At 37.2% G+C, this 12,040-nt stretch carries 12 protein-coding genes; 8 read left to right on the top strand and 4 right to left on the bottom strand.

Annotated features, from left to right (window positions below; all coding sequences use genetic code 11):
- Positions 1-19 precede the first annotated feature (19 nt).
- From AC2G3J_RS08345 to AC2G3J_RS08335, 3 genes are all read right to left on the bottom strand, one after another.
- Entirely contained in the window at positions 20-2,959 is a 2,940-nt protein-coding gene (locus AC2G3J_RS08345; RefSeq protein WP_483770942.1) for an insulinase family protein, read from the bottom strand.
- Between the two features lie 231 nt (positions 2,960-3,190).
- The gene (locus AC2G3J_RS08340; RefSeq protein WP_336950772.1) at positions 3,191-3,946 is read right to left on the bottom strand and encodes a COG4705 family protein; all 756 of its coding nucleotides are present in this window, start codon (positions 3,944-3,946) and stop codon (positions 3,191-3,193) included.
- Between the two features lie 360 nt (positions 3,947-4,306).
- Positions 4,307-4,774, bottom strand: coding sequence for a GNAT family N-acetyltransferase (locus AC2G3J_RS08335; protein WP_336950771.1), 468 nt, complete (start codon positions 4,772-4,774; stop codon positions 4,307-4,309).
- A 288-nt stretch (positions 4,775-5,062) separates the two neighbouring features.
- Here AC2G3J_RS08335 and AC2G3J_RS08330 point away from each other — a divergent pair, with 288 nt between their 5' ends.
- The 8 genes from AC2G3J_RS08330 (at position 5,063) to AC2G3J_RS08295 (ending at position 11,174) form a co-directional block, all read left to right on the top strand.
- Positions 5,063-6,067, top strand: a complete 1,005-nt coding sequence (locus AC2G3J_RS08330; protein ID WP_336950770.1) for an adenosine kinase — start codon at positions 5,063-5,065, stop codon at positions 6,065-6,067.
- 18 nt (positions 6,068-6,085) lie between these two features.
- A complete protein-coding gene (locus AC2G3J_RS08325; protein ID WP_162242519.1) occupies positions 6,086-6,397 on the top strand; it encodes a Rieske (2Fe-2S) protein in 312 nt (103 codons plus the stop codon).
- A gap of 14 nt (positions 6,398-6,411) precedes the next feature.
- Positions 6,412-7,026 (top strand): OB-fold-containig protein, encoded by a 615-nt coding sequence (locus tag AC2G3J_RS08320; RefSeq protein ID WP_336950769.1) that lies wholly within the window; start codon positions 6,412-6,414, stop codon positions 7,024-7,026.
- A gap of 796 nt (positions 7,027-7,822) precedes the next feature.
- A complete protein-coding gene (cydP, locus tag AC2G3J_RS08315) occupies positions 7,823-8,014 on the top strand; it encodes a cytochrome oxidase putative small subunit CydP (protein ID WP_004719678.1) in 192 nt (63 codons plus the stop codon).
- Positions 8,014-9,600, top strand: coding sequence for a cytochrome ubiquinol oxidase subunit I (locus tag AC2G3J_RS08310; RefSeq protein ID WP_004719676.1), 1,587 nt, complete (start codon positions 8,014-8,016; stop codon positions 9,598-9,600). The genes cydP and AC2G3J_RS08310 overlap by 1 nt, the downstream gene beginning before the upstream one ends.
- Positions 9,597-10,742 (top strand): cytochrome d ubiquinol oxidase subunit II, encoded by a 1,146-nt coding sequence (cydB, locus tag AC2G3J_RS08305; RefSeq protein WP_004719675.1) that lies wholly within the window; start codon positions 9,597-9,599, stop codon positions 10,740-10,742. The genes AC2G3J_RS08310 and cydB overlap by 4 nt, the downstream gene beginning before the upstream one ends.
- Positions 10,743-10,772: 30 nt before the next feature.
- Positions 10,773-10,874 (top strand): cytochrome bd-I oxidase subunit CydX, encoded by a 102-nt coding sequence (gene cydX, locus AC2G3J_RS08300; protein WP_002120988.1) that lies wholly within the window; start codon positions 10,773-10,775, stop codon positions 10,872-10,874.
- A 3-nt stretch (positions 10,875-10,877) separates the two neighbouring features.
- Positions 10,878-11,174 carry a cyd operon YbgE family protein gene (locus AC2G3J_RS08295; RefSeq protein ID WP_483770941.1) on the top strand — a complete coding sequence of 99 codons (297 nt, stop codon included), beginning with the start codon at positions 10,878-10,880 and terminating at the stop codon, positions 11,172-11,174.
- Between the two features lie 47 nt (positions 11,175-11,221).
- On the opposite strand, the gene AC2G3J_RS08290 is transcribed toward AC2G3J_RS08295, so the two are convergent.
- Entirely contained in the window at positions 11,222-11,779 is a 558-nt protein-coding gene (locus AC2G3J_RS08290) for a GNAT family N-acetyltransferase (protein ID WP_336950767.1), read from the bottom strand.
- Positions 11,780-12,040 lie beyond the last annotated feature (261 nt).

The following is a 12,040-nucleotide window of genomic DNA, read 5'->3' as shown; positions in this document are numbered from 1 at the left end:
CCAGAAAGAATTTATAGGGTTAATTTACTTTCTTAATTTCAAAACCTAATTGTTCCAACACGTCTTTTTTTACAACTGGAGCGACTACAGCTCTTACAGGCTTTTGCTCAAGTAAATAAGTTTGTGTGACACGCTTAAGGTCATCAATAGTAACGTTTAATAAGCGTTCGCGTAATTGCTTTCTAAACGCAGGTGTCCGTCCATGAAGCAATGCATAACATGCAGTAATGGCCTCACCTGCTGGTGATCCAGGTTTATCCATACTCGAAACTAGACCAAGAATTGCTTCTTCAAGTTGATAATCATGCTGCTCTTTATGTAATAACCAATCTAGACTTGCCTCAAAGTCTTGGAATGTTTCTGCAAGGCGCGGATCTCGATAACTATAGAATCTGAACGAGCAAGCATTGCCGTCATAGCTTGCACCACCACCATATGCTCCGCCTTTTTCTCTAATGGCACTATGTAGGAAACCATTCCGTAAATAGCCTGCAAGTACCATTAACGGCGCAGCATCTGGATGTGCAACATCTACAGCTTGGTAAGCAGAAGCACAAAATTGAACATTGGCTTGAATTAACCATGCTTGATCTGCATCGCTCTCATCCATAGCCACTTGAGTTAAATAAACATGAGATTGATCAACCTTAAGCTTATCCCAAACAGTTTGAACCTCTTCAACTAAACGCTCTGAATGATGCTCTTCACACACCAATAAAAATTGTTTTGGTGCAAGCATTAAACCTTTATGAATTGATTTTAACTCATCTATAAACGCATCATATGCCGCATCATCTTTTTCAATTTTTGCAATCAAATCACCTAGCCAATTCAATGCGCCTAGGCCTGTATTGTCATAATCGCGTTTTGCTAACGCACTCATATGACGTGAGGCAATTTGCATCGCATAACTATGGCCAGAACCAGATAAACGAGAAGCCCAACTGGTTTTACGTTGTTGTAAAAGTTCGATAATGCGATCTTTTTCATCAAAACGTAACTGCTCAAAAGCCAGTTTAAGCAACTGAATGGCATCAAATTTATCAGTTAAAGATTTAGTTGTTAAAGTCAACCATGCACTGATTTGACCTTTGTCATCGGTTTTAGAACGAAGCGAAGCGCCCATTCCCAAGCCGCCACTGACAGCAGTCTGTAACTGTTGAAGTTCAAGATAATCATATTCGCCCGCCCCCACTTCTCCCATGAGAACAGACAGTAAGTTGAAATAAGGCGATTTTACAATTTGATCTGGAATTTGAATCAATACTTGTTGGTAGTAAATTCCGTTTGTACCTGCATGGTACAGATGTAATGGTGTATCTACCCCATTGCAAATCACTTCACGCAATTGACCTTGAACAATGGCCAATTCAGCAGGAATATCCTCCAAACCGACTTTAGGCAATAAGCTCAAATCATCTGGTGTTTCTTGACGGATTTTTAAAGCTTCTGTCTGAGCAATAATTTCAGCTTTATCTGCTTCAGACAAAGCCTCACCAATTTTCGCTAAACGTGATTTTTCATCTTCTGCTTCTTGAGCAGATTTATTTGCATCTGGAACTAAAGTCATTTGTACACGATGTGGATTATCCAATAAATGAACTTGAATCAAATTAGATAACCACATCGGATCTTTGAGTTCTTCTTTTACTTCTGCAATGGCAGTATCTACATCCCAGGCATGGATTGGATCATTATGATGAATTGCATTACCCAAACCATTGAGGATCAGCGTTAAACCATACGGTGTACCATCACCACTGATTTCACGTTGATGTAATTCAATTTGGTGCAAAATTGCATCAACCATTTCTTTATCAATAGGCTTTGAAGCAACATCTTGAAGAATATTGAGTACACCATTTTTAAATTCTTCAGTATGCTCAGGGTTTGAACCTTGAACACCACAATAGAACGTCATTTCATAGTTTGAATCATCTACACCCATGATTGGACCCGTAGACTGCGCATAACCACATGTTTCTAAATAATGGCGCAATGGCGAAGCTGAATTTTCTAAAAGAATCCCTTCAACTAAACGCATACCCAAGCGAAGTTTAACATCACTGGTCTTCGGCAATAACCAAGACAAAATATGGTACGTCTTTTCTTTTAAATCTTCTGCATCAACAGCATAGGTTTCTTGTACTTCAATTGGTGCTGTGAGGCGCTGCTCTTCTTTAGAGTAAATCGTTTCACCTTTACTGAATTTGGACAGCGCCAACTTTTCAAATTGTTCTTGCAATTTATAAGCAGGCTCATCACCAAAGGTCATAAATACAGCATTACTTGGGTGATAATGTGATTTATAAAACGCTACTAACTCTTCATAAGTTAAGTCTGGAATATCCTTTGGATCACCACCAGAATTATAATGATAAGTTGTTTTCGGGAACAAATGATGTGCAAGCTGATGATAAAGCTGGTCTGAAGGCGAACTCATCGCTCCCTTCATTTCATTAAATACCACGCCTTTATAAACAGGTTCACCATTTTCAAGCTCAATACGAATACCTTCTTGAGCAAAGTCCAATGGATTTAAATTGGCAGCAAAAGCAGCATCTAAATAGACTTCCAATAAGTTCTGGAAATCCTTTTTATTTTGTGTTGCAAATGGATAAGCCGTCCAATCTGCTGCCGTAAATGCGTTCATAAATGTGTTTAATGAACGACGAATCATCAAAAAGAATGGATCACGTACAGGAAATTTCTCTGAACCACATAACGCTGTATGTTCAAGAATATGCGCCTCACCTTTGGAATCCATCGGTTGAGTACGAAAAGCAACTAGAAACACATTTTCGTCATGATCTGTTGCTAAATGGTAGTGCATCGCACCAGTCACTTTATGTTTATATTCAGACACTAAAATGTCTAAAGCTTCTACATGGTGTTGACGTACCAGCTGAAACGCAGGATGAACAGTTTGAGATAAGGTTTCAGTGACATCTACAGTCATGCGATCTCCAATATTAAATATTTATCTATACGTTTAAGTATAACCGAAACTTAAATAAATGCGATTCATTCCTAAAACTAATTCTTAGTAAATCAATCAGAATTAATCGCGAATTACTGTCAAAATATCAAGAATGAGCAATGGGATAAATAAAAAAAGTGATGATCAAAAGATTCGATCATCACTGTAAAACTTCACTTTTTTTACTCAATATTTTTAAATTAGTGATGCTTATGTTTTTTCTGTATCCCAACGCTGAGCAATAAAAATACAGATCAAAATTACACTCAACAATACAGCTGATGCTATGAAGTGACTCAGGGCTAATCCACCATGATCAATTGGTTTATCTAGAAAATCACCAACCACAGCACCTAATGGTCGAGTAAGCACAAATGCGCTCCAGAACAAAATAACTCTGGATATTTTTGTAAATAAATACAAAGTGATGACGATTAAAATCAATACCACATATAACACAATCCCACCGCTATAACCCAGTCCTGCTGTATCTGATGACCAATCTCCCAATGCTGTACCTAAAGTTTGCGAAAAGGTAATGGTTAACCAATAGAACAGTTCTGCTCGGGGCTGATTAATATGTGGTGAAATTGTTCCTTCAACCTTATACCAAGCATATAAAGTCAACAATACCAAACTGAGTAATAACGTACTTCCACCGAAATAGCCAATACCCAGTGAGCGATCGACAAAGTCTGCTAATGTGGTCCCCACTGTCGTACTTGCAATAATGGTAAACCAATATAAATAGGGGTGAAAAGCCTTAGCCCGAATTTGAAAATAGACAAAAGCGATAAAGATAAAAGCAAAGATAAAGGTTCCTAGCAAATACCCTAAATTAAGCGACATTGACACAGCATCACCGGCCGTTTCACCAAAAGTGGTTGCAAAGATTTTGGTGATCCAAAATAGTAATGTGACTTGCGGAACTTTTGCAATCAGCACATCTAAATCATTTTGCTTCATTTCACATATTCAGCAATTATGCGTTAAAAGCTATAGTCTATACTTCGACTTAAAATAGAATTAAAATGTGAAAAAAGTCACTTAACCCTCTTAAAGACTCAGTAAGATTTGTATTTAGTACTTATCATGACTTTACAAAAACTGATTAAATATGGCTTATCTATGTTTAGGTTTTTGTAGAAAAGAATTACTTAGGCTATTTTTAGTATGTTTACCAAGAAAACTATTTTTGGAGATCAATACAAATTCGTCTCCAAAAATCAAGATGACCTTAAAGCCTATCTTTGTAATCCAGCAGCATTTTCAAATTATGTTGTTGCGTAACATTACAGATTAGAGACCAAAGGATTTCCAAATTCACTAAATTAAATATTTAAAGTAATTATAATTTGGGTGATTTGAGACAAAAACATAATTTTGCTTTTGGTAAAATGGCGCTGCATCTTTTTCACTATTTAAGCACAATGCAGAAAAATTGGGTTTTGCTCTTTTTTCAAGTTCAAGCAATAAACTTTTACCTAATCCATTTTTGCGGTATTCAGGCAATACATAAAAACGACGTACCCGACCAATTTTATGCTGAGTTTCAGGGTTATGCTTTGTATCACCATCTTCACTGATTTGAATATTTAAACCACCGCATGCAACCAGTTTATCTCCATCAAACGCAACCAATAAAAATTCACCATGTCGATTAAATTTATTGGTTCCTTTCTGAAATTCATCAACCAACCGTTGAATAAAATGAAACCCTTCTTTCTCAGCAACTATAGCTAAATCTTGAATTTGCGCAGGCAATTGATCTACCTGTTGAATTAAAATATTCACTCAACCTCCAATATGTTTAGGGTCTGTAGACAGTTTTAACTTTATGCCTATGTTTATTTCCAAACAAAACCTAACCTAGCAATCTAATTTAATCACGCACATTGATAAAAACAATGGCTTAAATGAAGCAAAAATCATCTCAAAAACAGTTTTGTTCAGCACACAAGCAGATTATAAAACTCCAACAAACCATATTTGACAAATGTAATTGAATTTTTTTCAACAAACTACTGTAAAGCTGAGCATTCGTGTAAACTTTATGTTTTTAACATTGATGTGATGAAGAACATGGCTACAGTTGACCTTTTTGCAATTGGTAACGCGCTCATTGACCAAGAATTTAAAGTATCAGATCACTTTTTAGCTGAACAAAATTTGCAAAAAGGCACCATGCAACTCGCAGATGGTGAGTCCCAAACTCAGCTATACAATAATTTAAAAGCTAGCCAAAATTATAAAGGTCAAGCATCTGGTGGTTCAGCTGCCAATACAACAGTGGCATTTAGTGCATTAGGTTCTTCAGCATTTTATGCCTGTCGTGTTGGAAATGATGATCTAGGCACAATTTATCTCGATGGTTTAAATGAAGCAGGCATCAAAACTTCTAAAAAATCCATCAGTGAAGGCGTTACGGGCACCTGTATGGTTTTAGTCAGTGGGGACTCAGAACGCACGATGCAGACTTATCTCGGTATTACTGCTGAGCTTTCAGATCTACAAATGGATTTTGAACCTTTAAAGACAGCACAATGGTTATATATCGAAGGTTATTTGTCTACAAGTGATTCAGCACGAGCTGCAGTAAATCAAGCACGTCAAATTGCACGTGATCACAAGGTTAAAATCGCATTAACTCTATCAGACCCAGCTATGGTGCAATATGCACGTCAAGGTTTAAATGAATTAATCGATGATGGTGTAGATCTAATTTTCTGTAATGAACAAGAAGCTATGATGTATACAGAAACTGACTCTGTAGAAGCTGCGCTCAATAAGTTAAAAATGCTAAGTACTGATGTGGTCATCACCTTGAGTGAAAAAGGTGCATTGGTCGCAGATCAAAAACAACATTTTTATGTTCAAGGTCGTAAAGTAAATGCAGTCGATGCAAATGGCGCTGGTGATGCATTCTCAGGTGCTTTCTTATATGCTTTAAATAATGGTGAAAATTTACAAACTGCGGCACAACTTGCTATTCTTATTTCTAGTGAAGTGGTGTCTAAATTTGGGCCACGTCTAGACGTTGCAGAATACGCAAATCTACTCGAAACGTTCAAAAAGGAATGTGCATAAATGTCTGAAAAAATTGCAATGACCGATGAAATTGAAGAGCGTAAGGCACGTGCGTTTGACACAATGACAGGTGATACAATTTTTATCACTCAACGTGATGGTGCATTTTATGCCTATCAAAACGTCTGCCCACACCTACAAACTGAGTTAGAATTTCTTGAAAATCAGTTTTTAGACCAAGATGGCGAATATATTCAATGCTCTACACATGGTGCTTTGTTTGAAGTTGAAACAGGTGAATGTATTTCAGGACCATGTCTGGGTGATAAACTTGAAAAAGTAAATATTTCAGTCCATTCAGATGGTGGTATTTACATCGAGGACGAATAAGATTGGAAACTGCCATGCTTGGATTTTTATTTGAACATGAATTAATGCCCTTTCACCTCAGTGTCTTGGCTTTAATTCTGCTGAGTATGGCAGAAACTTTTGGCTACTATATCGGCTTACGGCCAAGTACCTTTCTGAAAAAAATTTCACCAGATTGGCTCATCGAATCCCCCTTACTACAAGTTAAATTTTCCAAAGTTCTTATTTTCGTTTTTTTATTATTGAATTTTAGTTTTGCAGGCTATTTTTTACAGCTATCTATCTTTGCCAGCAAACAAGTTTTTGCCGCTTGGTATTATGTGGTTTTACCCGCATTGGTGATTGCAATCTTCTTTACCGTGTTTATGATTCATTGTTTGGATCAGGTGATAAAACCTAAAGTTGCATTGAATCAAGTTGACTTGCTTGGACGATTAGCTACTGTTTCTAGTGGTAATGCACGCCCAGGTTTTTCAGCTCAAGCACGAGTACGTGATGAAAATGGACAGCTTCACTATATCCAAGTCGAACCAGAATTTGGTGAATTAGAATTTCAATCTCAAATTATCTTAATACGTTTTAGAAAATCCCATTATATTGCGAAGAAGATTTCAATTTCAAATCATCTATTTAGTTCAGACCAATATTAATTCATAATTTGTTCATTTAAGTCAACATTCTTTTGTGCGACGTATTAGTACAATTACTCACTATATTTTTATATCTTGTTCTCCCCCATAAACTTTAATAAAATAATAACTTTACATCAAGAAATGAAGCAGAATTTAATGCAATAGTCTAAGCGAAAACTAAACTTAATCAGCAATAATTTCAGAGATCTATAGCTAAATTTAAACATGTTCTACGAGATGAAAACCACCCTTCACACTGATAGCTCCACTTTATAACCCACTAAATATTGCATAACATCCCCCCTAATTTACGACATCGCAAAAATTAGAATTTACTCTTTAGAATAAACATGAAACCACAATCCGATATTTTACTCTTTCATCTTTTACATGAGCCAATGGGGCTCTTACTTTAAGTAAAATTCTAGTAAAAAGTCTATTATTTACTAAAACATAAAATCGTACTTGTGTAAGAATTCAAGTGGTTGATTTATTTTACAGCACAATTATAAAAATTTAAAACCAACTCTTTTAATCAGATTAATTTTTAAAGAAAAAACTAAATCAAACTAATTTAGTTGGTTTAATAAAATCTAAACAATACCATTCTAGTTGGTTTTATTTTTATTAATTCTAAGTGTTTTGATCAACTTTAAAATCAATAAAATTTAGTATATTTTTTAACAAAGTAAATTTTTAACTACTTGTTTAATATAAATTTAATAATATATTTTTATTTTAACTGTTTTATCTATTTATTTCTTGTTGCGTTTTGTTTAATAATATAAGCATATTTAAATAATAGGCTTAACGCATGAGCTTAAAACCTAACGATTTAAACCGTCGGCTTGTCAGAGAAATTGCAGTCATATTAATAATTAAGATTGCTCTTCTAATGACGATCAAACATATCTGGTTTGATGCTCCGACTATTCCTAAAGATTTTGATAACCAAGTTGCTGAGCGTATTGCTGGCAGTCCTTCCCAAATCAAGGAGACACGTTGATGATTTCTGAAAGCGTGGTCGATCTTTCGCGGTTCCAATTTGCAATGACCGCGATGTATCACTTTATATTTGTACCACTTACTCTAGGTCTGGCTTTTATTCTTGCCATTATGGAAACCACTTATGTGATTTCTGGTAAAGAAATTTATAAAGACATGACCAAATTCTGGGGCAAACTTTTTGGTATTAACTTTGCTTTAGGTGTAACCACTGGTCTGACGATGGAATTCCAGTTTGGTACAAACTGGGCGTACTACTCTCACTATGTGGGTGATATTTTTGGTGCGCCACTTGCCATTGAAGGATTGATGGCATTCTTTCTAGAATCAACTTTTATTGGTTTATTCTTCTTTGGCTGGGATCGCCTTTCAAAAGTTCAACATTTAAGTGTGACATGGCTAGTTGCGCTGGGTTCGAATTTATCCGCATTATGGATTTTAGTTGCCAATGGTTGGATGCAAAATCCTGTCGGTTCAGAATTTAATTTTGAAACCATGCGTATGGAACTTGTCGATTTTGGTGCTTTGATTTTTAACCCAGTTGCTCAAGTGAAATTTGTTCATACGGTGTCTGCAGGTTATGTGACTGGTGCAATCTTTGTTCTTGCCATTTCGAGTTATTACTTATTGAAAAAACGTGATTTACCATTTGCGCGTCGCTCTTTCGCCATCGCTGCAATCTTTGGTTTAGCATCTACACTTTCAGTAATCTTACTAGGTGACGAATCTGGTTATGAGCTTGGTGACGTTCAAAAAACTAAGTTGGCAGCAATTGAGTCTGAGTGGGAAACACATCCTGCGCCTGCGCCATTTACTTTATTTGGTATTCCAAATCAGGAAGAACAACGTACTGACTACGCTATAAAAATCCCGTATGCAATGGGTATTATTGCCACACGTTCACTCGATAAAGAAGTCACAGGTCTTAAAGATTTGATGGTTCAGCATGAGGCCCGTATCCGTAATGGTATGGTCGCATATAGCGAACTCGAAAAACTTCGTGCTGGTGACCGTTCGCCTGAACTTATGGCATCGTTCAAAGAAAACCAAAAAGATTTAGGTTATGGCTTACTTCTCAAAAAGTATACTGAAAATGTAACGGATGCTTCTGAAGCACATATTCAAGCAGCAACAAAAGATACGATTCCAAATGTAACCGCATTGTTCTTCTCTTTCCGTGCAATGGTCGCTTCTGGTTTCTTGATGCTACTCCTGTTTATTCTTGCAACATTTGCTGTGGCAAAACGTAATGCAGAAAATAAACCGTGGTTACTTAAATTTGCATTGTTTGCACTGCCATTACCTTGGATTGCAGCACAAACAGGTTGGTATGTGGCTGAAGGCGGTCGTCAACCATGGACCATTGGTGAAGTGTTGCCTACACATCTGTCTGCATCAAGTTTAAGCACTGGCGATGTATGGGGATCAATCATTGCATTAGCCGCGTTCTATACGGTGTTATTGATTATTGAAATGTATTTAATGATCAAATTCTCACGTTTAGGACCAAGTTCTTTACATACAGGCAAATATCACTTCGAGAAACTTGAAGCTCAGCAAGCTCAAACTGGGGAGAATCAATCATGATCGAATATGAACTTCTCAAAATTATCTGGTGGGTTTTAGTCGGTGTTCTACTGATTGGCTTTGCCCTGACAGATGGTTTCGATATGGGCTCAATGGCACTCATGCCATTTGTAGGTAAAACTGATGATGAACGCCGTGCAGCAATCAATACCATTGCACCGCATTGGGAAGGCAACCAAGTTTGGTTCGTGACTGCGGGTGGTGCACTATTTGCTGCTTGGCCTATGGTTTATGCAACGGCCTTCTCAGGTATGTACTGGGCGCTCTTGCTGGTCTTATTTGCACTCTTCCTTAGACCTGTTGGCTTTGACTATCGCTCTAAACTTCAAAATACTCAATGGCGTAATTCTTGGGATTGGGGCTTATGTATCGGTGGAGCTGTACCTGCGCTGGTTTTCGGTGTTGCATTTGGTAATATGTTCTTAGGCGTACCGTTTACTTTAGATGAGACTGTACGTTCAACTTATACAGGTAGCTTCTTTGCCCTACTCAACCCATTTGCCTTGGTTTGCGGTATAGTAAGCTTGTCGATGCTGTGTGCACATGGTGGCGCATGGTTAATGCTGCGTACAGATGGTGTATTACGTCAACGTTCTGCTAAAGCCACACAATTGATGGGCATTCTCTTCTTAGTTACCTTCTTGGGCGTTGGTGCTTGGTTATATTTTGGTGGCATCGAAGGATATACTTTGGTACAACCATTTAATACCAATGCTGTTGCTAATCCGCTTGCGAAAGAAGTATTAACAACGGGTAACCATGGTTGGATGAATAACTATTCAATTTACCCGATCACCATGCTTGCACCTATTTCTGCAATCCTTGGTGCAATCCTGATTATCTTTGGTGCTGGTAAAAACAAAGCTGGCGTGAGCTTTACAGGTTCTACCTTAGCAGTGACTGGTTCAATTTTAACTGCTGGTTTTGCACTATTCCCATTCTTAATGCCATCGAGTATCAACCCAACTGTAAGTTTAACCATGTGGGATGCGGTTTCGAGTAAGAATACATTAACAGTAATGACTGTGGTTGCTTCTATATTTGTGCCAATTATTTTAATCTATACCACATGGTGTTATTACAAAATGTGGGGCGTTATCACCAACAAACATGTTCAAGATAACTCACACAGCCTGTACTAAGGCTGTGTCTAAGCAAATAGGAGAATATTTATGTGGTATTTCGCTTGGATTCTTGGGATCTTGATGGCGTGTTTTGCAGGTGTGTTAAGCGCACTCTATATTGAACATCATCAAGATTTGGATGAGGAATAAACCATGACAGAGATCGCAATGACAACAAAAGAAAGAAAGCCGAATAAGTTTGCAATGGCCGTTTCGTTTTTGATGGCATTGCCTCTTGCTGCGGTATTATTGATTCACCCTGGCGCAATGCTTGATGCCAATGGTCATTATAACCATAGTGCGCTCATGATGGTGATGATTGGTATTTCAGGTGGCTTTATACATGGGGTAGGATTTCTACCACAGTTTTGGTTATGGAAATGGTTATTTAGCCCCTATGTTGCATGGCCACTCATGCTATGGGGCTATTACACTTGGTTCTTGAGCTAAATCCAAAATTTGAAACAATAAAACCCTGATTTATTTAGGGTTTTATTTTAATTAGATGAAACGCTACTTTTAACACTCTTTCTCATTTCGATTAAATGCAAATCTACAATAGGTAGGCCTACATTTGCAGTTAAAGGATAATCCGCCACTTCACCCGTTTGAACATAGCCACGGCGCTGATAATAAGCAATCAATTCATAACGTACACTTAAAACCCACATAACGAAATGCGTAAAATGGCAAGGGTTGGATAGAACTTTGTCATGCACATACCGTTCAGCAAAATCTAAAACGTATTTGCCAATACCTTGATTCTGTAATTGAGCTGCAATACAAAATGTGCCGATTTCCACATCATGCTGGGTAAAAGTCAGACCAATACATGCGACAATTTGCTCCTCCAATTCAGCAACAAATAACTGAAAATTATCCTGAGTCAATGCTTGTTCTAATTGCTTGGCATTGATACGATCACCCGCGACAATTTCTGATTCACTTGTCCAACTACGACCTTCTTGCTGCCGATAGGCAGAATTAATCAGATCAACTAAATGTGTAATGTCAGATATTCGTACTGTTCTAAAATTAAGCTGATATTTTATCAAGTTTTATTTCTGTCATATTAAAGCTGAGTAAAGTACTTTATAAAACGAAAATGGTAGCGAGAAAAGCCTTATTCTCACTCCATTCCGTCTTACCCATAAAATAATTTATAATCATCAAGATGATGAATATTATATCAATCAAACCATTTATGCTTTTGCACTATTTAATCATATCTGGTGTGTCTATCATGTGGCGACATCAATGTCGCCCATTATCTGTGAAAATGCGGGGGTATTGCACGTCCCCCCCTCGCCAAACAA

Source organism: Acinetobacter legionensis (assembly GCF_057165765.1).
The sequence above is the reverse complement of the archived record's forward strand: the minus strand, read 5'-3'. Positions and strand labels throughout refer to the sequence as shown.

Coding starts and splice junctions, on each gene's coding strand:
- AC2G3J_RS08345 (WP_483770942.1), bottom strand. CDS start 2,959: ATGACTGTAGATGTCACTGAAACCTTATCTCAAACTGTTCATCCTGCG.
- AC2G3J_RS08340 (WP_336950772.1), bottom strand. CDS start 3,946: ATGAAGCAAAATGATTTAGATGTGCTGATTGCAAAAGTTCCGCAAGTC.
- AC2G3J_RS08330 (WP_336950770.1), top strand. CDS start 5,063: ATGGCTACAGTTGACCTTTTTGCAATTGGTAACGCGCTCATTGACCAA.
- AC2G3J_RS08325 (WP_162242519.1), top strand. CDS start 6,086: ATGACCGATGAAATTGAAGAGCGTAAGGCACGTGCGTTTGACACAATG.
- AC2G3J_RS08320 (WP_336950769.1), top strand. CDS start 6,412: ATGCTTGGATTTTTATTTGAACATGAATTAATGCCCTTTCACCTCAGT.
- cydP (WP_004719678.1), top strand. CDS start 7,823: ATGAGCTTAAAACCTAACGATTTAAACCGTCGGCTTGTCAGAGAAATT.
- AC2G3J_RS08310 (WP_004719676.1), top strand. CDS start 8,014: ATGATTTCTGAAAGCGTGGTCGATCTTTCGCGGTTCCAATTTGCAATG.
- cydB (WP_004719675.1), top strand. CDS start 9,597: ATGATCGAATATGAACTTCTCAAAATTATCTGGTGGGTTTTAGTCGGT.
- cydX (WP_002120988.1), top strand. CDS start 10,773: ATGTGGTATTTCGCTTGGATTCTTGGGATCTTGATGGCGTGTTTTGCA.
- AC2G3J_RS08295 (WP_483770941.1), top strand. CDS start 10,878: ATGACAGAGATCGCAATGACAACAAAAGAAAGAAAGCCGAATAAGTTT.